We start from the raw sequence: 18,804 nt of genomic DNA, 5'->3' as shown, positions 1-18,804 counted from the left end.
CATGGCAGCCAGCGATACCTACGACTACGTGATCGTCGGCGCGGGCAGTGCCGGTGCGGTGCTCGCGGCGCGGCTCAGCGAGGATCCGCGCACGACGGTGCTGCTGCTCGAGGCCGGGGGCGAGGCCGACGCCGACGAGATCCGCATCCCGGCCGCCTTCGCGAGCCTGTTCCAGACCCGCTGGGACTGGAACTACAGCACCACCGAGCAGAAGCAGCTGCACAGCCGGCGCGCCTACTGGCCGCGGATGAAGGCTCTCGGCGGCTGCTCGTCGATGAACGCGATGATCTACATCCGCGGCAACCGCGCCGACTACGACGGCTGGCGCGACCAGTACGGCGCGACCGGCTGGGGCTACGACGACTGCCTGCCCTACTTCAAGAGGGCCGAGGACAACACCCGCCTCGGCGACCCGTACCACGGCCGCGGCGGCCCGCTGCACGTCGAGGACCGGGTCTACACCCACGAGCTCAGCGAGCTGTTCGTCGAGAGCGCGGTCGCCGCCGGCCTGAAGCGCAACGACGACTTCAACGGCGCCGAGCAGGAGGGCGCCGGGCAGTACCAGGTCACCTGCAAGGGCGGCCGCCGCTGGTCGACCAACGAGGCGTACCTCCGCCCGGCCCGCGACCGCGAGAACCTCACGATCGCCACCGGCGCCCTCGCCACCCGCCTCGACCTCGAGGGGGACCGGGCGGCCGGCGTGACCTTCCGCCAGTCCGGTGCGGTGCACACGGTCCGGGCGACCCGCGAGGTGCTGCTCTGCGGCGGCGCGGTCAACAGCCCGCAGCTGCTGCTGCTCTCCGGCGTCGGCCCGCGCAACCACCTCGCCGAGGTCGGCGTCGAGACGTACGTCGACAGCCCGGGCGTCGGCGCGAACCTGCAGGACCATCCCGTGGTGCCGCTGCTGTGGCACACCAAGGGCGTCACCGACCTCGCCCAGCTCAACAACGTGCGCAACTTCGTGCGGTGGAAGGCCCGCGGCACCGGCCCGCTCGCCTCCAACATCGGCGAGGCCGGGGCGTTCTTCACCAGTCGGGACGGACTGGACCTGCCGGACATCCAGATCCACGCGGCCCCGTCGGGCTTCTACGACAACGGCTTCCACGAGCCCACCTCGCGGATGTTCACCGCCGCGCCGACGCTGGTCTCGGTCGCCAGCCGCGGGTCGGTTCAGCTGCGTTCGACCGACCCCGCCTGGCACCCGGCCATCGACGCCGCCTACCTCGAGGACCAGACCGACCTCGACGCGCTGCTCGCCGGGGCCCGGCGTACCTGGCAGATCTGCACGCAGGGGCCGCTGGCCGCCCACCTCGACCGGCCGTGGAACCTGCCCGAGGACCCCTCCGACGAGAACCTCGTCGAGCACATCCGGACCTGGGCGCAGACGCTCTACCACCCCGTCGCCACCTGCGCGATGGGGTCGGGGGAGGACGCCGTGGTCGACCCCGAGCTGCGGGTCCGCGGCGTGGCGGGCCTGCGGGTCGTCGACGCCTCGGTGATGCCGGCGGTGCCGCGCGGCAACACCAACGCCCCCACCATCATGCTCGCCGAGAAGGCGGCCGACCTGATCAGGGAGTCACGATGACCCAGCTCGACGAGCGCACCACGCAGGCGCCCGGCGACCGCCGTACCTTCGACTCGCTCGACCCCGCGACCGGCGACGTCGTCGGCACGCACCCGGTGCACACCGAGGCCGACGTGCGCGCCGCCGTCGCCCGGGCCCGCGAGGAGGCGGCCTGGTGGGGGTCGCTGTCGTACGACGACCGCGAGCGCCACCTGCAGACCTGGAAGGGCGTGATCACCCGGCGGCTGCCCCAGCTGGCCGACCTGGTGCACCGCGAGATGGGCAAGCCGCACGCCGATGCGGTGCTCGAGTGCGGCCTGGCCGTCGAGCACATCGCCTGGGCCGCCGCGCACGCGGAGAAGGTGCTGCGCCGGCGCCGGGTCCCCTCGGGGCTGCTGATGAGCAACCAGGCGGCGAGCGTGGAGTACCGCCCGCTGGGCGTGGTCGGCGTGATCGGCCCCTGGAACTACCCGGTCTTCACGCCGATCGGCTCGCTGGCCTACGCGCTCGCGGCCGGCAACGCCGTGGTGTTCAAGCCGAGCGAGTTCACCCCCGGGCTCGGGGAGTGGCTGGCCCGCACCTTCCTGGAGGCGGTCGGCCGCCCGGTCCTGCAGGTCGTGACCGGTCTCGGCGAGACCGGCGCCGCGCTGTGCCGCGCCGGCGTGGACAAGGTCGCGTTCACCGGCTCGACCGCGACCGGCAAGCGCGTGATGGCGGCCTGCGCCGAGACGCTGACGCCGGTGGTGATCGAGGCCGGCGGCAAGGACGCGGTGATCGTGGACGAGGACGCCGACCTCGGCGCCGCCGCCGACGCCGCGCTGTGGGGGGCGTGCAGCAACGCCGGGCAGACCTGCATCGGGGTCGAGCGGGTCTACGTCCACGAGCGCGTGTACGACGAGTTCCTCGACCAGCTGACCGCCCGGGCGCGGCTGCTGCGGGCCGACGCCGACCCGGACGCGCTGATCGGGCCGATGACCATGCCCGGCCAGATCGAGGTGGTCCGCAGCCACATCCAGGACGCGCTCGACCGGGGCGGCCGCGCCGTGGTCGGCGGGCTGGACGCGGTGGGCGACCGGTTCGTCCAGCCGACCGTACTCGTCGACGTGCCCGAGGACTCCACCGCGATCCAGGAGGAGACGTTCGGCCCGGTGGTCACCGTGACCCGGGTGCGCGACATGGAGGACGCGCTCGCCCGGGTCAACGGCACCCGCTACGGCCTCGGTTCGACGGTCTTCGCCGGCAAGCGGGCCATGGAGATCGCCCGGCGGGTCCGCGCCGGGATGACCGCGGTCAACGGCGTGATCTCCTTCGCCGGGATCCCCGCGCTGCCGTTCGGTGGCGTCGGCGACTCGGGCTTCGGGCGGATCCACGGCGCCGACGGGCTGCGCGAGTTCACCTATCCGCACGCGATCGCCCGGCAGCGGTTCAAGCCGCCGCTGGCGCTGACCACCTTCGCGCGCACCGAGAAGGCCGAGCAGCAGTTCGCCCAGCTGGTCACGATGCTGCACGGGCGAGGCACCACGATCCCCAGGGCGGTGCGGGAGAAGGGGCGTCGGCTCGGGGGCCGGTCCGGGCGCTGACCGCCGCCGGCCGCGGTCAGCGCCCGCGAGCCGGCGGGCGGGGCTCAGCCCCGGTCGGCGGTCCGGACGTCCGGCGCGCCGAGACGGGCGGCGTCCGCGGTGCGGTCGTCGGGCTGCTGCTGGGAGTCCAGCTCGGCGGCGACCCGGGCGCGGTAGTGCTCGACCTCGTCCTTGACCTGTCCGTCGTCCCAGCCCAGCACCGGCGCGACCAGGGCGGCGATCTCCTCGGCGGTGGCGACCCCGCGGTCGGGGGTGTCGATGGAGATCCTGGTCCGCCGGGTCAGGATGTCGTCGAGGTGCAGCGCGCCCTCGGCGAGCGCGGCGTAGTAGGCCTCGACCCGCAGGTAGAGCGGCGCGTCGGCGAGCGGCTCGGCGAGGTCCGGCCGCTCCTCGAGCAGCGCGAGGAGCTCGCCGACCAGCGAGCCGTAGCGGCCCAGCAGGTGCTCGACGCGTCCCGGGTGCAGCCCGGACTCCGCCGCGAGCTGCTCGCGCTGGTTCCACAGGGCGGTGTACCCCTCGGCGCCGACCAGCGGGATGGTCTCGGTGCACGAGGCCGGGACCTTGCGGCTGAAGGAGTGCGACACCGCGTCGACGGCGTCCTTGGCCATCACCCGGTACGTCGTGTACTTGCCGCCGGCGACCATCACCAGGCCGGCCACCGGGCTGACGACGGCGTGCTCGCGGGAGAGCTGGCTGGTGTCGTCGGACTCCCCGGAGAGCAGCGGTCGCAGCCCGGCGTACACGCCGACGACGTCCTCGTGGGTGAGCGGGGTCTTCAGCAGCCGGTTGGCGTGCTCGAGCAGGTAGTCGACGTCCGACCGGCTGGCGGCCGGGTGCGCGAGGTCGAGCGCCCAGTCGGTGTCGGTGGTGCCGATCAGCCAGCTCTCACCCCACGGGATGATGAACAGCACGCTCTTCTCGGTCCGGGCGATGATCCCGGACTCCGCGTGGATCCGGTCGCGGGGCACCACGATGTGCACCCCCTTGGAGGCGCGCACGTTGATCTGCCCGCGGCCACCGACCATCTCCTGGATCTCGTCGGTCCACACCCCGGCGGCGTTGATGGTCTGCCGCGCCCGGATCTCGAGCCGCTCGCCGGTCTCGAGGTCCAGCACCCGGGCGCCGCTGACCCGGTCGCCCTCGCGCAGGAAGCCGGTGACCCGGGTGCTGGTCGCGCACCACGCGCCGTAGTGGGCGGCGGTCCGGGCCAGCATCATCGTGTGCCGCGCGTCGTCGACCTGGCCGTCGTAGTACTTGATCGCGCCCACCAGCGCGTCCTTGCGCAGCGACGGGAACTCCCGCAGCGCCTGCCGACGGGTCAGGTGCCGGTGGGTGGGCACGCCGTGCCGCCCGCCCATCGTGTCGTAGAGCAGCACGCCGCTCCCGACGTAGAACCGCTCCCAGACCCGGTGCTGGAGCGGGTAGAGGAACGGCACCGGCCGGGCGAGGTGGGGGGCCAGCCGGTTCAGGATCAGCGAGCGCTCGCGGAGCGCCTCGCGGACCAGCCCGAAGTCGAGCTGCTCGAGGTAGCGCAGCCCGCCGTGGACCAGCTTGCTCGAGCGGCTGGAGGTGCCCGAGGCGTAGTCGCGCGCCTCGACCAGCCCGACCCGCAGGCCCCGGGTGGCGGCGTCCAGCGCCGCGCCGGCGCCCACCACGCCGCCACCGATCACGAGCACGTCGAGGGGCTCGCGGGCCATCTCGCGCAGCGCGGCCGCGCGGCTCTCGGGCGCGAGTGGCGTCGCGCGGGTCGTCGGCCCGCTCACTTCACGTCCACCCAGTCCAGCGTGCGGGTCACGGCCTTGCGCCACCCGGCGTACCCCTCCTCCCGCTGCTCCTCCGACCACTGCGGCTCCCAGCGCTTGCTCTCGTTCCAGTTCTTGCGCAGCTCCTCGGGGTCCTTCCAGAAGCCGACGGCGAGCCCGGCGGCGTACGCCGCGCCCAGCGCCGTCGTCTCGGCGACCACCGGGCGGCTGACCGGCACGCCCAGCACGTCGGCCTGGATCTGCATGCACAGGTCGTTGGCGGTCACGTCGCCGTCGACCTTGAGCACCTCCAGCCGCACGCCGGAGTCCTTCTCCATGGCGTCCGCGACGTCCCGGCTCTGGTAGCAGATCGCCTCCAGCGTGGCCCGGGCCAGGTGGGCGTTGGTGTTGAACCGGGAGAGACCCACGATCGCGCCGCGCGCGTCGGAGCGCCAGTACGGCGCGAACAGCCCCGAGAACGCAGGCACGAAGTAGACCCCGCCGTTGTCGGGCACCTCCCGCGCCAGCGCCTCGCTCTGCGAAGCGCCGCTGATGATGCCCAGCTGGTCGCGCAGCCACTGCACCGCGGACCCGGTCACCGCGATCGATCCCTCGAGGGCGTAGACGGGCGCCTCGGTGCCGAACTGGTAGCAGACCGTGCTGAGCAGCCCGTTCTCCGAGCGCACCAGCTCCTTGCCGGTGTTGAGCAGCAGGAAGTTGCCGGTGCCGTAGGTGTTCTTGGCCTCGCCGGGCGCCAGGCACACCTGGCCGACCATCGCGGCCTGCTGGTCGCCCAGCGCGGCCGACAGCGGGACCGCCGCCCCCAGCGGGCCGTCCTCGAGCGTGTGGCCGTAGAGGGTCGGGTCGGAGGAGGGCCGGATCTCGGGGAGCATCTGGCGGGGGATGTCGAACATCTCCAGCAGCTCGTCGTCCCAGTCCAGGGTCTCGAGGTTCATCAGCATGGTCCGGCTGGCGTTGGTCACGTCGGTTACGTGCACCCCGCCGCGCGGCCCGCCGGTGAGGTTCCACAGCAGCCAGGAGTCGGTGTTGCCGAAGATCGCGTCGCCCGCCTCGGCGGCCGCGCGCACGCCGTCGACGTTCTCGAGGATCCACTGGACCTTGCCGCCCGAGAAGTACGTCGCCGGCGGCAGCCCGGCCTTGCGGCGGATCACGTCGCCCCGGCCGTCGCTGTCGAGCGCCTTGGCGATGCTGTCGGTGCGGGTGTCCTGCCAGACGATCGCGTTGTAGTAGGGGCGCCCGGTCTTGCGGTTCCACACGACCGTCGTCTCACGCTGGTTGGTGATCCCGAGCGCGGCCAGGTCGGAGCCGTTCATGCCGGCCCGCGCCAGGGTGGTCTTGAGCACCGAGCTGGTGCGCTCCCAGATCTCGTACGGGCTGTGCTCGACCCAGCCGGCCCGCGGCATGATCTGTTCGTGCTCGAGCTGGTGACGGGCGATCTCGTTGCCGCCGTGGTCGAAGATCATGAAGCGCGTGCTGGTGGTGCCCTGGTCGATGGCTCCGACGTACTCGGTCATGGTGTGCTCCTCGCGGTGGTGGGCTGTGCTGATGGTGTCAGGCGCCGGTGGACGCGGTCGGGCCGTGGTGGACGCGCGGCTCCGCGGTCGGGACCTCGCCGACCTCGTCGATCTCGTCCTCGGCGGGCATGAAGCGACCGACCAGGCGGTAGGCGCCGGCGCCGAGCGGGCCGCCGATGAGCGGGCCGACGATCGGGACCCAGAAGTAGAGCGAGCCGTGCTGGTCCTCGAAGGCGGTGCCGTAGCCGGTGAAGAACGAGGCGAGGCGCGGGCCGAAGTCGCGGGCGGGGTTGATCGCGTAGCCGGCGTTGGTGCCCCAGGCCATGCCGATCGCGACCACGATCAGGCCGACGATGAACGGCGCCATCCAGGCGACCGGGGCGTCGTTGCGGCTGTCGGTGACCGCGAGGATCAAGAAGAGCAGGATCGCGGTGCCGACCACCTGGTCCAGCAGCGCCGTGCCGGTGCTGACGTCCATGGCGCCGTTGCCGGGGAGGGTGGAGAAGATGCCCTGGGTCTTGATCGTGTGCCCGGGGTCGACCGTGCCGATCGCGTCGGCGTACACCCAGCGCACCAGCAGCGCCGCGACGAAGGCGCCCGCGGTCTGGGCCAGGGCGAACGGCAGCACCTTGCGCCACGAGAAGCCGGCGAACGCGGCCAGGGCCACGCTCACCGCGGGGTTGAGGTGGGCGCCGCTGATGCGGGCCGCGGTGTAGACGCCGAACGTGACGCCGAGGCCCCAGGCCCAGGCGATGGAGTCGTGGTCGCCGAGCGCACCGTTCCCGGTGACGACCTGCGCCACGACTCCGACTCCGAACAGGATGAGGATCATGGTGCCGGCGAACTCGGCCACGAGCTCACCCACCAACGTCCTCCTACCGAGCTGTGCCACGATTTCTCCTCGCCTCGACGTGATCGGGATGTGACGTGGGACGCTAGGCTCCAGTGACCGCCGCCACAACGCCCGGCGTTCGGCATCGCCGAACGGTCGCTCGTTCGGCATCGCCGAACCGATTCGGGCACCCCCGCCTTGTCGGCGTGGCTAGGGTCACAACCATGTCCGCCCGCGTCCAGTCCGTCGAGCGCGCGGCGGCGATCCTGCAGGTGCTCTCGGCCGAGCACCGGCCGACCAGCCTGGCGCACCTGGCGGACACGCTGGGCCTGGCCAAGGCCACCGTGCACGGTCTCGTGCAGACGCTGCGCGACGTCGGGTTCGTCGACCAGGACCCCGACTCGGGGCTGTACGCCGTCGGCGCGGGCCTGCTGCAGCTGGGGGCGACCGCGCTGGACCACAACGAGCTGCGGGCGCGCGCCCTGAACTGGACCGACGCGCTCGCCGCGCGCACCGGCCAGGCCGCCCTGCTCGGCACGTGGGACGGCGACCGGGTCGTGGTGGTGCACCACGTGTTCCGGCCGGACGGCAGCCGTCAGAGCTCGCTGACCGGGACGGTGCAGCCGCTGCACGCCGACGCGCTCGGCAAGGTGCTGCTGGCGCACGACCCCCGCGCCCTGCGCAGCCTGGCGGGCCGGGAGCTGGCGAGCTACACCTACCGGACCATCACCGACCCGGCCCGGCTGCGCCGCGAGCTCGCCGACGTCCGCGACCACGGCTGGGCCGCTGCCGTGGAGGAGGCCGAGCCCGACGCCGCCGGGCTGGCGGCGCCGGTCCGGGACCGCGCCGGCTTCGTGGTGGCGGCGGTCGGGGTGGTCGGCCGGGTCGACGGGCTGTGCGACGGCCGCCACCGCCCGAGCCCGGCGCTGGTGACCCAGGTGGTCGCGGCCGGCCGGTCCATCTCGCGCGAGCTCGGGCACGGCCGCCCGTGACCACGCGGTACGTCGCGGCCATCGACCAGGGCACCACCTCGACCCGCTGCCTGCTCTTCGACCGCGAGGGCCGCATGGTCTCGGTGGCCCAGCGCCAGCACCGGCAGTCCTACCCGCGGCCCGGCTGGGTCGAGCACGACGCCGAGGAGATCTGGCGGATCACCCGCGAGCTGGTGCCCCAGGCGCTGCAGGACGCCGGGGTCGGCCCCGAGCAGGTGGTCGGGCTGGGGGTCACCAACCAGCGCGAGACCACGGTCGTGTGGGACCGGGCCACCGGCCGCCCCGTGGCCCCGGCGATCGTGTGGCAGGACACCCGGACCGCCGGTGGGCTGGCGGGGCTCGTGGACCACCTCGACTTCGCCGAGGTGACCCGGCGGACCGGGCTGCCGGTCTCGTCCTACCCCTCGGGCCCGAAGCTGCGCTGGATCCTCGACAGCGACCCGGCGATCCGGGAGCGGGCCGAGCGGGGTGAGCTGCTGTTCGGGACCATGGACACCTGGCTGGTCTGGAAGCTATCCGGCGGGCTGCACGTCACCGACGCCACCAATGCCAGCCGCACCCTGCTGATGGACCTGGAGACCCTGGCCTGGGATCCCGAGCTGCTCGAGGCGATGCGCGTCCCCGCCTCGATGCTGCCGGAGATCCGCCCGTCGATCGGCGTGCTGGGCGTGACCCGGGACCCGGTGCCCGGGATCCCGATCAGCGCCGTGATCGGCGACCAGCAGGCCTCGCTGTTCGGCCAGACCGCCTTCGAGCGGGGCCAGGCCAAGTGCACGTTCGGCACCGGCAGCTTCCTGCTGATGAACACCGGCACCGAGGTGGTGCGGTCCCGCTCCGGGCTGATCACCACCGTCGCGCACACCGTGGAGGGGGAGCCGACCACCTACGCGCTCGAGGGGTCGGTGGCGCAGGCCGGCGCGCTGGTCGAGTGGTGCCGGACCAGCCTGGACCTGATCCGCACGCCCGCGGAGATCGAGACGCTCGCGGCGACCGTGGCGGACAACGGCGGCTGCTACGTCGTGCCCGCGTTCTCCGGGCTCTACGCGCCGTACTGGGAGAGCCAGGCCCAGGGGGTCGTGGTCGGGCTGACCTCCTACGTCACCAAGGGCCACCTCGCCCGCGCGGTGCTCGAGGCGACCGCGTGGCAGGCCCGCGACGTGGTGGACGCGATGATCCGCGACGCCCAGCTGCCGATGACGTGGCTGGCGGTCGACGGCGGGATGACCGCCGACAACCTGCTCATGCAGACCGTCGCCGACGTGCTCGACGTGCCGGTGATCCGCCCGATGATGGCTGAGAGCGTGGCGCTCGGGGCGGCGTACGCCGCCGGGCTCGCCGTCGGCTACTGGCCGGACCGGCAGGTGCTGCGGGCGCACTGGCACCGGGCCGCGGAGTGGCACTCGCGGATCACCGCCGAGCGACGGGACGCCGAGCTCGCCGCGTGGCACCACGCCGTGTCGCTGGCCATCGCCTGGGGCCGGGGGCCCGTCCCCGGCGCCCGCGGCGTGCCCGGGGCACCCGGCGCCGCCGGCGCGGAGGACGGTCAGCGGCCTGCCGCGCCGCCCGCCGGCTCGCCGACGAGCAGGTCGCCGAGCTCCGAGCGCAGGTAGAGCACCGAGCGGCCGTGCCGGGCCGAGGTGAGCAGGCCCGCCGCCCGCAGCGCGCGCAGGTGCTGGTTGACCGCGGTCGTGGTCACGCCGAGCCGGACCGCGAGCTCGGTCGACGAGGCCGGGGCGGCCAGCAGCACCAGCAGCCGCGCCCGGGCCCGGCCGACCAGGCCGGCCAGGGCGTCCGGCGTCTGCGGGCGCTCGCTCTCGAAGAGCGCGCCGAGCCCGCGGGCGGCGTACATCAGCAGCGGCGACTCGTGCGGCGAGATCGGCGCCGAGGCGCTGCGCACGAACATCGAGGGGGCCAGCGTGAGCCCGGCGCCGGCGGTCGTACGCCGGTACCGGGCGCCGCTGGACGTGCTCACCTGCACGATCTGGCCGTCCAGGCGCACCGTCGGCGCCAGCCCGGCGAACATGCCGTGCAGGCCCCGGGAGGCGATGGTCCGGGCCTGGTGCACGATGTCGGCCTCCAGCAGCGCGCGCATCCGCGGCCAGAACGGCACGAAGCAGGTCTGCCAGTAGTCCGCCAGCGCCGCCTCGATCCGGCCCAGGACCCGGTCCGCGGGCCCGCGGAGCACGCCGGGCCGGGTCACGGGGTCGGGGTGCACCTCGGCGATGTCGGCGTGCACCGCGTCGGCCGGGGTGCGCATCGCGGTCGCGAGCTCGTCCTCGAACCGGGAGAGCGGTGAGAACGGGTGGGGGGTGAGGAAGTCCAGCACCCAGAACGAGTCGTTGGTCAGCGCCCGGAGCATCGCGGTGTCCAGGGCGGCCCGGGCGGCCTCGGTGCGGCGCAGCCAGGGCAGCATCAGCGGGTAGCGGCCGGGGTCGCGGAACGTGCGCAGCGACAGCGCGGCCTCCGCGAGCGGCGAGATCGCGAACCGGACGCCGCCGAGATCGGTGCCGGCGAGGTCGTACTCGATCATGAAGCCGGACGCTACATCGTTGGCGCGACCGACACCGCGGGTGCGAGAACTGCCCGGTGACCGGTCGCGTGCGTCTCCTGCTCCTGCCCGACGAGCCCGTGCACCGGGCGCTGACGCTGGCGACCATGACCGCGGCCCTGTCGACGGGGCTGTTCTTCAGCGTGAGCGCGCTCTACTTCACCCGGGTGGTCGGGCTCTCGCCCACCACCGTGGGCCTGGGCCTGACCATCGCGGGCGGCGTCGGGGTCGCCGCGTCGTTCCTGGGCGGCTACCTCGCCGACCGGGTCGGCGCCGACCGGCTGCAGGTCGCCGCCAACGGCCTGCAGGGCCTGGCGCTGCTGGCCTACGTGTTCACCGGCTCCGCGGTGACCTTCACCGCGGTCGCCTGCTTCGCAGTCGGGGCCCGCAGCCTGCAGGGCAGCGCCAAGGCGGCGCTGCAGGCGCGCTGGTTCACCGGGCCGGAGCGGGTGCAGGTCCGCGCCCGGCTGCGGGTGGTCACCAACGTCTTCATCGGCCTCGGGACGCTGCTGGCCGCGATCGCGCTGCTGCTGGGTACCGCCGCGGCGTACCGCAGCACGATGATCGGCACCGCGGTGCTCACCGGCGCCGCCACGGTGCCGATGGCCGGGCTGCGCCGCCGGGTGCCCCGGTTGGCCGCGACGATGGCCGGGACGCGGACACCGGAGGGGGGACGCGCCCGCGGCCGGTCCCCGCTGCGGGACCGGACCTACCTGGCCTCGGTCGCGCTGAACTCGGTGATCGCGATGCAGTTCGGCATCCAGACCGTCGGCGTGCCGCTGTGGATCGCGGGCGCCACCGCCGCGCCGACCGTGATGGTCTCGGTGCTGATGGTCATCAACACCGTCTTCGTCGCGCTGTGCCAGGTCCGCGCGTCGCGGGGGACCCACGACATCCGGCACGCCGGCCGGGTGGTGCGCCGCGGCACGCTGCTGCTGGCCGCCGCCTGCCTGGTGTACGGCGTCGCCGGGCACACCGGCCCGGGCCCGGTCGGGACGGCCGTCGCCGTGCTGCTGCTGGTGGGCGCCGAGCTGCTCGGGTCCGCGGCCGAGGTGCGCACCGAGGCCGGCGGCTGGGGGCTGGCCTTCGAGCTGGCCGATCCCACGAGCGCCGGTGCCTACCAGGGCCTCTCCTCGACCGGCTACGCGCTCGGCAACATGGTGGCCCCGCTGCTCGTCACCGCGACCGCGATCCGGCACGGGCTGCCCGGCTGGGTGCTGCTGGCGGTCGTCTTCGCCGCGGCCGGCGTGGCGGTGGCCGCGCTGGCCGGGCACGCCGCGACCCGCCGTACGTCCGCGGGCGAGGTGGAGCTCGTCGCGTGATCCCCGGCTCAGCGCAGGGCGTAGATCGCGAGCGACACGCCCACGTAGTGCGAGGCGAACGCCAGGATCGTGAAGCTGTGGAACACCTCGTGGAAGCCGAACCAGCGCGGCCACGGGTCGGGGCGCTTGAAGCCGTAGACCACCCCGCCCAGCGTGTAGAGCGCGCCACCGATCACGATCATGGCGAACGTCGCGATCCCCACGCCGGCGCCGAGCTGGGTGGCACCCGCGTAGAACGACGGGATGAAGAAGACCGCGGCCCAGCCGAGCGCGAGGTAGATCGGCACGTAGAGCCAGCGCGGCGCGTCGGTCCAGAAGACCCGGAACAGCACGCCGAGGATCGCGCCGGTCCACACGGTGGCCAGCAGCGCGACCCGCTCGGTGCCGTCGAGCAGGATCAGGCTGAACGGCGTGTAGGAGCCCGCGATCAGCAGGAAGATGTTGGAGTGGTCGAAGCGGCGCAGGAACGCCCACACCCGCGGTGACCAGTTGCCGGTGTGGTAGATCGCCGACACCGAGAACAAGATGAGCGCCGACCCGGTGAACACCGCGGCGCCGATCCTGGTGGCGGTGGTGGGGGAGAGGCTGACGAGCACGATCCCGGCGACCAGGGTGAGCGGCGCGACCCCCAGGTGCAGCCAGCCGCGCAGTCGGGGCTTGACCTCGGCGATCGCGTCACCGAGCTGGTCCAGGCCGGACCGGAGTGCCCCGTTCACCGTGTTGCTCATACTCCAAGAAGGTACCGGGAGAGTCCGAGCGCCGCACGTCGTCGTACCCCACCTGAGCCGTCCGTCCTGTGGTCCGCGCCGAGGTCCTCTGGGGGAGGCCCCGACGCGGTTACCATCGGAGCGTGGCGGACTGGAAGCGTGGGATCCGGCGGGTGCTCTACCCGGCGTACGAGGCACGGATGCTGCGCCGGATGCCGACCGAGGACCTGCCCCGCCACGTCGGGGTGATGCTCGACGGCAACCGCCGCTGGGCCAGGGCCGTGGGGGCGGACACCGCCCACGGGCACCGGGCCGGCGCCGCCAACATCGAGCCGCTGCTCGGCTGGTGCGAGGAGGTCGGGATCGAGCACGTCACGCTGTGGCTGCTCTCGACCGACAACCTCAACCGCCCCGCCAAGGAGCTCGAGCCGCTGCTGCAGATCATCGAGGAGGCGGTCGCCTCGCTCGCGGACCAGCAACGGTGGCGATTGAACCCGGTCGGGGCCCTCGACCTGCTGCCCGCCGAGACCGCCGAGCGGCTCAAGGCCGCCCAGGAGGCGACCCGCGCCGTGGACGGGATCATGGTCAACGTCGCGGTCGGGTACGGCGGCCGCCGGGAGATCGCCGACGCGGTCCGGGCGCTGCTGCACGAGCAGGCCGGCAAGGGGATGACCCTCGAGGAGCTCGCCGAGGTCATCGACGTCGACCACATCGCCGAGCACCTCTACACCCGCGGCCAGCCCGACCCCGACCTGGTGATCCGCACCTCCGGCGAGCAGCGCCTCGGCGGCTTCCTGCTGTGGCAGAGCACCCACAGCGAGTTCTACTTCTGCGAGGCCTACTGGCCCGACTTCCGCCGGGTCGACTTCCTGCGCGCCCTGCGCGCCTACACCCAGCGCGAGCGGCGGTACGGCGCGTAGCCGGCCGCTGTAGGAGTCCCCGGCCCGCGCCACCCGACCGCCACGTCGTGTTCACCCGCGCGTTCGGGCGTGTCGTGTCGTCGGCACCGCATGCAGGCGTACCTTCCGGGGTATCGGGGAGTGGGGAAGCTCTCCGCATCGGGAGGCTCGTTCGTGGACGTTCACGACTGCACCGCACGGCGGGTGGACCCCTGCCGCGGGGGAGGGGGCCGGCACTCCGGTCCTCGGGCTGCCCGGTCCACCAGTGTGAACTAGGACCGGGGCGAGGAGTGCGCGCGTCGGTCCGTGAGGGGTGACATCGTGCCGTCGCAGGCTCAGCAGACCCAGACCACCCAGCAGGCCACCCAGCAGGCCACTCAGCAGAACAGCCCCGGTGGGGCCACCCGCACCCGCGCCCGGGCCCGCGCCCGGACGCCCGAGGCGCCGGCGGTGCGGACCTACGTGCTCGACACCAGCGTGCTGCTCGCCGACCCCGGCGCGCCGCGTCGGTTCGCCGAGCACGAGGTGGTGCTGCCGGTGGTGGTGATCACCGAGCTGGAGGGCAAGCGGCACCACCCCGAGCTGGGCTTCTTCGCACGCACCGCCCTGCGGCTGCTCGACGAGCTGCGCATCGTCCACGGCCGCCTCGACCAGGCCGTCCCGATCGGGGATGAGGGCGGCACGATCCGGGTCGAGCTGAACCACACCGACCCCGCGTCGCTGCCCTCCGGCTTCCGGCTCGGCGACAACGACACCCGCATCCTCGCGGTCGCCCGCAACCTGGCAAACGAGGGGCACGCGGTCACGCTGGTCTCCAAGGACCTGCCGCTGCGGATCAAGGCGTCCGCGGTCGGCCTCGACGCCCAGGAGTACCGCGCCGAGGCGATCTCCGACTCCGACACCGGCTACTCCGGCATGGCCGAGCTCGACGTGGCCGCCGCCGACCTCGACGAGCTGTACGACGACGGCGTGCTCGACCTCGCCGAGGCCCGCGACCTGCCCTGCCACCAGGGCCTGGTGCTGCTCTCCGAGCGGGGGACGGCGTTGGGCCGGGTCGGTGCGGACAAGCAGGTGCACCTGGTCCGGGGCGACCGCGAGGTGTTCGGCCTGCACGGCCGCTCGGCCGAGCAGCGGGTCGCGCTCGAGATGCTGCTCGACCCCGAGGTCGGGATCGTCTCGCTGGGCGGCCGGGCCGGCACCGGCAAGTCCGCGCTGGCGCTGTGCGCCGGGCTCGAGGCCGTCATGGAGCGCCGCCAGCACAAGAAGGTCGTGGTGTTCCGCCCGTTGTTCGCCGTCGGCGGCCAGGAGCTGGGCTACCTGCCCGGGTCGGAGTCGGAGAAGATGTCGCCCTGGGGCCAGGCGGTCTTCGACACCCTCGGCGCGATCACCTCCCCGGACGTGATCGAGGAGATCCTCGACCGCGGCATGCTCGAGGTGCTGCCGCTGACCCACATCCGCGGCCGGTCGCTGCACGACGCCTTCGTGATCGTCGACGAGGCGCAGTCGCTGGAGCGCAACGTGCTGCTGACCGTGCTGTCGCGGATCGGCGCCAACTCCAAGGTGGTGCTCACCCACGATGTCGCCCAGCGCGACAACCTCCGGGTCGGCCGCCACGACGGTGTGGTCGCGGTGATCGAGAAGCTCAAGGGGCACCCGCTGTTCGCGCACGTGACCCTGACCCGCTCCGAGCGCTCGCCGATCGCGGCGCTGGTCACCGAGATGCTCGAGCACGTGACCCTCTGACACCCGAACGGGCCGGTCCGAACGGGCCGGTCCGAACGGGGTGGCCCGTTCCCGCAACCCCGCGTCGTACCCCTTGGGGGCGGCGCGGGGTTGCTGTGTCTGTTGGGGTAGTTGTGACTGAAGGGATCTATGGGGCGAGTCCGGGGTCACATTTCCCCCAGAAGTCCCCCCAATTTGGGCCGTTCGGTTTGCAGTCCCTCGCGCGCTCGTGCAAGGTGACCCGTGATCTTTTCGTGACCTCGCGTGATCGCGTGAGGACTCGGGCGCGAAGAGGACCCCCGATGTCTACCCCGTGAGATACCCCTGTGCCGAAGCGAGCCAAGTACGCCCCGAAGCACCGCCAGCTCCCGACCCCCAACGTCGTCACCGAGGCCCCCAAGAGGGCCCTGCGCAACACCCTGATCCTCTCCTCCGTCGCGGTCGCCGCAACGGGTGCGGCGGTCTCCGCCGGAACCTTCTCCAGCAGCCCCGCGACGGTCACCAACGCCGCGCAGGACCTAGGCCAGGACTACCACCCGGCCACGACCCAGGACCTGAGCGACCGCGCGCCGGTGATCTCCCGCTCCTCCGACCGCCGGCAGGCCGCCGACCCGGCCAAGCAGGCCGAGCTCGCCGCCGAGAAGAGCCCCGCGGTGACTCACCACCACCACGAGACCCTGGCCTCGCAGGACCCGCGCGACATCGCGAAGGCGCTGATGCCGCAGTTCGGCTTCTCCAGCGACCAGTACGGCTGCCTCGACCAGCTGTGGACCGGCGAGAGCGGCTGGCGCGTCGACGCGGACAACCCGACCTCCTCGGCGTACGGCATCCCGCAGGCGCTGCCCGGCTCGAAGATGGCCTCGGCCGGCCCGGACTGGGCGACCAACGCGGCCACCCAGATCAAGTGGGGCTTGGGCTACATCCGCGACTCCTACGGCTCCCCGTGCGGCGCGATGGCGTTCAAGAACGGGCACGGCTGGTACTGACTGGGATGTGACACCGAGATGTCCCCGGAAATCCGACATCTCGTGTCCGCGGTCTCTGGCATGGATGTCCCCGTTCACTGACGCGCCGGGCCATGGTTCTGTCAGCGATGCGCGCCGGATGCGCATGGAGGGCAGGGGCGAGTCCGAGGGGTGACGCGTGCGCCTGACCTGGTGACTCCCAAAGCGGTGAACAGGCGGCGCGGCCTAGGTACCATGCCGCCATGTTGCGGCCCGGTCGAGCGTTCAGTGTGACTGGCGTCGTTCTCGCCCTGATTGTGTTCGGCCCTGCCACCGCGGCGCACGCTCGCGGCGGCCTCCAACGATGCCTCGACCGGGCAGTCAACCACGGCGGGGTGCCGCCGACGTGCACCAAGGTGAATGGAACCTGGGTCGCGTCCTGGCCCGGTGAGGGGGCTTCCGGGAGTGGCGCGACTGGTGCCATCGTGTTCTTGGCCGTGATCGGTGCCTTGGTCGGGCTGGGCGTTCTGGCCTGGAAGGTGAGCACCGCCCGGCGGCTCGCGAGTCAGTCCGGGATGGATCCCAACCTCGCCACGCAAATGACATTGCTCACCGATGACGGGTTGGAAAGCACTTATCTGGCCGCCAACCTGCGACCTGCGCCGCAGAGTGCGGCTCCCTCACCCTCGCCCCCGCCCGCGGCCGAGCGGCTGACCGAGCTCACGGCGCTCCTGGACCGAGGGATGATCACGCAGGCTGAGTACGACGAGAGTCGCAGGGCGATCATCGGATCCGTCTGAGGAGTCCGTGCCCCGACCTCGGCGTCCCAGCGCTCACCCGAGTCCCGGCAGGAACCGCGCGAGGAACCTGTCCGGATCGTCGCAGCGCACGCTGACGGTCGCGTGAAGGCCGCGCCCGGAACCGGCCGAACGGCGGACACGGGCCCGTCCCCCTGCCTACCGTGACAGGCGGGCCGGGTCGCACGACCCGGCTCCCGCCACGCGCCGCGAGGGAGGCCCGTGATGAGCTGCCGTCCGCCGACCGCGCGCGGCGCTGCGTGCGGCGCGGCGGCGCCGGACGGTCGTCCCGTGTCCGGTCGGCTCGTCCGGGCGGTCCTCGGAGTGCTCGTCGGGGCAGTCGGGCTTCCGGCGCTGGTACCGGCCGCGCTGGCGCCACCGCCGGCCGTGGCGGCCGGCGCACAGCCGCCGACTCCTCCGGCCGGCGTGACCCGGCTCGCTGTCGACGCGGTCACCCTGGGCCCGGACGGCTACCAGGTCACGACCTCCTGGCAGGCCGGCAGCGCCACGTCGTCGTTCCGGGTCAGCGCCGAGGACGTCGCCACCGGCGCCGTCCTGGACCGGGCGAGCCTCACCGGCACCCGCTGGACGGCGGCGGTCGACGAGCCCGCGGGCACGCGGGTCCAGGTCGCGGTCACGCCGTACCACGACAGGGTGCGCGGCCCGGCGAGCCGGGTCTCGGTGCGGCTGCCCGACCTGACCGCGCCGACCGGGACCTTCCGGCTCGACCGCAGGCACCGGGTGGCGACCCTGGCCTGGACCGCGCTCCAGGACGACACCTCAGCTCGCGCGGACATCGGCCGCTTCGTCAGGTGGGGGGACGGGTCGCCCCGGGAGCGTTGGACCGGCAGGAGCCTCGACCACCGCTACCCGGGCCCGGGGCTGTGGCACCCCACGGTCCGGCTGGTCGACCAGGCGGGCAACGCGGCGGTGCTGCCGGTCGGGGCGGTCGTGGTCGGCGACCACGTCGCGCCCACCGGGGTGTTCTCCGCGAGCCCGACCGCCGGCTGGGCCACATTCACCCGCGTCGGGATCACCGAGCTCGCCCTGCACGACGACCTAAGCGCCGCGGAGGACATCCGGCGCTCGGTGGTCTGGGGCGACGGCAGCCGGTCGCCCTGGCCGGTGGACGCGGAGGTCGAGCACGTGTACGCCGGGGCCGGGGTGTTCACGCCGCGGGTGGTGCTGGTCGACGAGGCGGGCAACCGCGCCCGGGTCGGGGCGAACCCGGTCACGGTCAGCCGGGACGACGTGGCCCCCTCGGTGAGCCTGCACCTGCCCACCCGGCACCCGGAGGCCGCCCGCCGCTGGCGGGTCGTGCACGGCCGGGCCGTGGACGTGGGCACCGGGGTCGCGGTCGTCCGGGTCGAGGCGGTCCAGCGGCGGGGGTCGGGCTGGTACGCCTACCGTCCCGGCCGCGGCCGCTGGGAGCCGGCGGCCAGCCGGGACCGGGCCTGGCGCAAGGCCCGCCCGGTGACGGTGCTTCCGACGTCCGCCGGGCGCTGGCTCTGCTCGCTGGGCTCGGTGCGGCAGGGCCGCCTGGCGGTGCGGGTCGTGGCGCGCGACGGCGCGCGCAACTCCTCCACCACCGTGCACCGGCAGCTGCTGACCGGCCCCTGA

General features: G+C 73.5%; 15 protein-coding genes. 10 read left to right on the top strand and 5 right to left on the bottom strand.

The window, feature by feature from the left end:
* Window position 1 precedes the first annotated feature (1 nt).
* Together BJZ21_RS15215 and BJZ21_RS15210 are read left to right on the top strand one after the other, a co-directional pair.
* Window positions 2-1,585 (top strand): GMC family oxidoreductase, encoded by a 1,584-nt coding sequence (locus BJZ21_RS15215; RefSeq protein WP_179664523.1) that lies wholly within the window; start codon window positions 2-4, stop codon window positions 1,583-1,585.
* Window positions 1,582-3,144, top strand: a complete 1,563-nt coding sequence (locus BJZ21_RS15210) for an aldehyde dehydrogenase family protein (protein ID WP_179664522.1) — start codon at window positions 1,582-1,584, stop codon at window positions 3,142-3,144. The genes BJZ21_RS15215 and BJZ21_RS15210 overlap by 4 nt, the downstream gene beginning before the upstream one ends.
* Window positions 3,145-3,188: 44 nt before the next feature.
* Here BJZ21_RS15210 and BJZ21_RS15205 read toward each other — a convergent pair whose 3' ends face one another.
* From BJZ21_RS15205 to BJZ21_RS15195, 3 genes are all read right to left on the bottom strand, one after another.
* The gene (locus tag BJZ21_RS15205; RefSeq protein WP_179665729.1) at window positions 3,189-4,841 is read right to left on the bottom strand and encodes a glycerol-3-phosphate dehydrogenase/oxidase; all 1,653 of its coding nucleotides are present in this window, start codon (window positions 4,839-4,841) and stop codon (window positions 3,189-3,191) included.
* Window positions 4,842-4,903: 62 nt separating this feature from the next.
* Window positions 4,904-6,421, bottom strand: coding sequence for a glycerol kinase GlpK (glpK, locus tag BJZ21_RS15200; RefSeq protein ID WP_179664521.1), 1,518 nt, complete (start codon window positions 6,419-6,421; stop codon window positions 4,904-4,906).
* 37 nt (window positions 6,422-6,458) lie between these two features.
* Window positions 6,459-7,286 carry an MIP/aquaporin family protein gene (locus BJZ21_RS15195; protein WP_343052163.1) on the bottom strand — a complete coding sequence of 276 codons (828 nt, stop codon included), beginning with the start codon at window positions 7,284-7,286 and terminating at the stop codon, window positions 6,459-6,461.
* A gap of 191 nt (window positions 7,287-7,477) precedes the next feature.
* On the opposite strand from BJZ21_RS15195, the gene BJZ21_RS15190 reads away from it, so the two are divergent.
* On the top strand, window positions 7,478-8,245 hold the full coding sequence (locus BJZ21_RS15190) for an IclR family transcriptional regulator (protein ID WP_179664519.1): 768 nt from the start codon (window positions 7,478-7,480) through the stop codon (window positions 8,243-8,245).
* Window positions 8,242-9,855 (top strand): glycerol kinase GlpK, encoded by a 1,614-nt coding sequence (glpK, locus tag BJZ21_RS15185; protein ID WP_179664518.1) that lies wholly within the window; start codon window positions 8,242-8,244, stop codon window positions 9,853-9,855. Before BJZ21_RS15190 ends, glpK (BJZ21_RS15185) begins: the two co-directional genes overlap by 4 nt.
* Here glpK (BJZ21_RS15185) and BJZ21_RS15180 read toward each other — a convergent pair.
* Entirely contained in the window at window positions 9,789-10,775 is a 987-nt protein-coding gene (locus BJZ21_RS15180) for an ArsR/SmtB family transcription factor (RefSeq protein ID WP_179664517.1), read from the bottom strand. The genes glpK (BJZ21_RS15185) and BJZ21_RS15180 overlap by 67 nt on opposite strands.
* Before the next feature lie 56 nt (window positions 10,776-10,831).
* Between BJZ21_RS15180 and BJZ21_RS15175 the strand changes: the two genes are divergently transcribed.
* The gene (locus BJZ21_RS15175; RefSeq protein WP_218851509.1) at window positions 10,832-12,115 is read left to right on the top strand and encodes an MFS transporter; all 1,284 of its coding nucleotides are present in this window, start codon (window positions 10,832-10,834) and stop codon (window positions 12,113-12,115) included.
* Window positions 12,116-12,123: 8 nt separating this feature from the next.
* On the opposite strand, the gene trhA is transcribed toward BJZ21_RS15175, so the two are convergent.
* Complete coding sequence (gene trhA, locus BJZ21_RS15170; protein WP_179664516.1) at window positions 12,124-12,843, bottom strand: PAQR family membrane homeostasis protein TrhA; 720 nt, start codon at window positions 12,841-12,843, stop codon at window positions 12,124-12,126.
* A 122-nt stretch (window positions 12,844-12,965) separates the two neighbouring features.
* Between trhA and BJZ21_RS15165 the strand changes: the two genes are divergently transcribed.
* The 5 genes from BJZ21_RS15165 to BJZ21_RS15145 all read left to right on the top strand — a co-directional run bounded on the left by BJZ21_RS15165 (window position 12,966) and on the right by BJZ21_RS15145 (window position 18,804).
* Window positions 12,966-13,742 carry an isoprenyl transferase gene (locus tag BJZ21_RS15165; RefSeq protein WP_179664515.1) on the top strand — a complete coding sequence of 259 codons (777 nt, stop codon included), beginning with the start codon at window positions 12,966-12,968 and terminating at the stop codon, window positions 13,740-13,742.
* Window positions 13,743-14,171: 429 nt separating this feature from the next.
* Complete coding sequence (gene phoH2, locus BJZ21_RS15160; RefSeq protein ID WP_179665727.1) at window positions 14,172-15,464, top strand: RNA 5'-3' helicase PhoH2; 1,293 nt, start codon at window positions 14,172-14,174, stop codon at window positions 15,462-15,464.
* A 305-nt stretch (window positions 15,465-15,769) separates the two neighbouring features.
* Window positions 15,770-16,429, top strand: coding sequence for an aggregation-promoting factor C-terminal-like domain-containing protein (locus BJZ21_RS15155; protein WP_179664514.1), 660 nt, complete (start codon window positions 15,770-15,772; stop codon window positions 16,427-16,429).
* A gap of 221 nt (window positions 16,430-16,650) precedes the next feature.
* A complete protein-coding gene (locus BJZ21_RS15150; protein WP_179664513.1) occupies window positions 16,651-17,187 on the top strand; it encodes an SHOCT domain-containing protein in 537 nt (178 codons plus the stop codon).
* A 288-nt stretch (window positions 17,188-17,475) separates the two neighbouring features.
* Window positions 17,476-18,804 (top strand): hypothetical protein, encoded by a 1,329-nt coding sequence (locus tag BJZ21_RS15145; protein WP_179664512.1) that lies wholly within the window; start codon window positions 17,476-17,478, stop codon window positions 18,802-18,804.

It is taken from the genome of Nocardioides panaciterrulae (genome assembly GCF_013409645.1).
Taxonomy (GTDB): Bacteria; Actinomycetota; Actinomycetes; order Propionibacteriales; family Nocardioidaceae; genus Nocardioides; species Nocardioides panaciterrulae.
Note: the sequence above shows the minus strand (reverse complement) of the source record. Positions and strands in the feature narration are given on the sequence as shown.

What these genes read in the sequence shown, in the direction of transcription:
- BJZ21_RS15190 (WP_179664519.1), top strand. Translation starts at nt 7,478, where the DNA reads ATGTCCGCCCGCGTCCAGTCCGTCGAGCGCGCGGCGGCGATCCTGCAG.
- trhA (WP_179664516.1), bottom strand. Translation starts at nt 12,843, where the DNA reads ATGAGCAACACGGTGAACGGGGCACTCCGGTCCGGCCTGGACCAGCTC.
- BJZ21_RS15150 (WP_179664513.1), top strand. Translation starts at nt 16,651, where the DNA reads ATGTTGCGGCCCGGTCGAGCGTTCAGTGTGACTGGCGTCGTTCTCGCC.
- glpK (WP_179664521.1), bottom strand. Translation starts at nt 6,421, where the DNA reads ATGACCGAGTACGTCGGAGCCATCGACCAGGGCACCACCAGCACGCGC.
- BJZ21_RS15205 (WP_179665729.1), bottom strand. Translation starts at nt 4,841, where the DNA reads ATGGCCCGCGAGCCCCTCGACGTGCTCGTGATCGGTGGCGGCGTGGTG.
- BJZ21_RS15210 (WP_179664522.1), top strand. Translation starts at nt 1,582, where the DNA reads ATGACCCAGCTCGACGAGCGCACCACGCAGGCGCCCGGCGACCGCCGT.
- BJZ21_RS15215 (WP_179664523.1), top strand. Translation starts at nt 2, where the DNA reads ATGGCAGCCAGCGATACCTACGACTACGTGATCGTCGGCGCGGGCAGT.
- BJZ21_RS15180 (WP_179664517.1), bottom strand. Translation starts at nt 10,775, where the DNA reads ATGATCGAGTACGACCTCGCCGGCACCGATCTCGGCGGCGTCCGGTTC.